This window comes from Lamprobacter sp., assembly GCF_034860625.1.
Lineage (GTDB): Bacteria > Pseudomonadota > Gammaproteobacteria > Chromatiales > Chromatiaceae > Lamprobacter.
Window position 1 is genome coordinate 1 of the sequence record NZ_JAYESN010000505.1, and the last position, 1,432, is coordinate 1,432.

Here is a 1,432-nt window from a genome sequence, read left to right on the forward strand (position 1 = left end):
ACCGGCGCACATGCCGCTGGCGGCGATAACCACCGCCGGTTGGCGGCTGTGGGCTAGGTAATTGACCATGTGCATGTGGTCGGCGTGGTGGTCGACGGTGACCAGTTGATCAAAGGCGAGCGGATGGCGGCCTTGTTGCAGCCGATCTTGGGCCTCGTCGTCCCAGACCTGGCGCAAGCGCCGATAGCCCTTAGTGAAGTCGGCGGCCAGGGGTGAGTCGAGCACCACTTGCAGGCGTTGCCAGTGCGGGCGGGCTTGCGCGCCACCTTGACCGTGGGCGTGGAACAGACCTTCAAGCTCATAGAGCAGTTCTTGGGTGCGACCGATGCTGAAGGCCGGGATGAGCACCGTGCCGCCATCGGCCAGGGCGTGCTCGATCACCGTGCGCAGGCGCTCGACGCGCGTGCTGCGGTCTTCATGGCAGCGGTCGCCATAAGTGCTCTCGAGCACCAGGATATCGGCGCGCTCGGGCGGCTGCGGGGCAGGCAGCAGCGGGGTGTCGGGGGCGCCGAGATCGCCGGAGAAGACGATGCGTTGGCGCTTGAACGCGGGCTTGTCCGAGGCATCGCCCGCTAGCGCGGCTTGGCTGGAATCGTCCTGTGCGGCGCTGGATGCTGAGCACGAGAGATCAATCTCGACATAGGCCGAGCCGAGGATGTGACCGGCGCGCTGCAGGCGGATCAGCGGGCCGCTGCCGGGTGGGTCGCCGGCCAGCTCGAGCGGGACAACGCCGCCCTGCCCGTCGAGCCGATGCCATTGCCCGAACGGCAGTGCGATGATGCGGCTGCGCAGCACGGCGAGCACCTGCTCGATCAGCCGTTGATCGCGGGTGAAACCAACCTTGAGCGCGTCTTCGAGCACCAGCGGCAGCAGTTCGGCCGAGGCGGGGCTGGTGAGGATCGGACCCCGGTAGCCGGCGGCAAGCAGATAGGGCAGCCGTCCGACGTGGTCGATGTGCACATGGGTGATGATCAGTGCCTGGATTGGGGCGACGTCGAAGCCGATCTGCAATCGGTTGGCGCGCGCACCATCGTCGCCGGCCTCGTCGCCCTGGAAGAGGCCGCAGTCGATGAGCAGGGAGTGGTCGCCGGCAGCGCTCTGGGCATCAGGCGAGGGATAACGCAGCTCGTGACAGGAGCCGGTGACGCCAGTGGTGGCGCCGTGATGGTGAATTTTGGTGGACATGGATCTCCTGCTACGCCAGTCTACTGATTTAGCCAATCTTCATGTCCATGTCGCACGCGCAGGATGTAGATCCCATCCGGGCGAATGGTGTAAATCAGGATATGCACCCCAACCGGATGAATGCGGCATGCAGGGTGAAGTTCCGAGCGCTCTGGCCCAGCCAGTGGATTTTCGGCCAAAAAATTAAAGGCCTGATACAGTTTTTGATGATAGCGCTTAGCTTGCTGAAGCCCGAAGTCCATCGCAC

The 1,432-nt window shown here is 64.5% G+C and carries 2 protein-coding genes; both read right to left on the minus strand.

What is annotated here, in order from left to right; all coding sequences use genetic code 11:
* Positions 1–1,185, minus strand: a 1,185-nt coding sequence (locus VBE63_RS29275; protein ID WP_323686491.1) for an MBL fold metallo-hydrolase, incomplete at its 3' end; no start/stop codon positions are given.
* A 20-nt stretch (positions 1,186–1,205) separates the two neighbouring features.
* A partial coding sequence (locus VBE63_RS29280; protein ID WP_323686492.1) for a type II toxin-antitoxin system RelE/ParE family toxin occupies positions 1,206–1,432 on the minus strand: 227 nt, incomplete at its 5' end.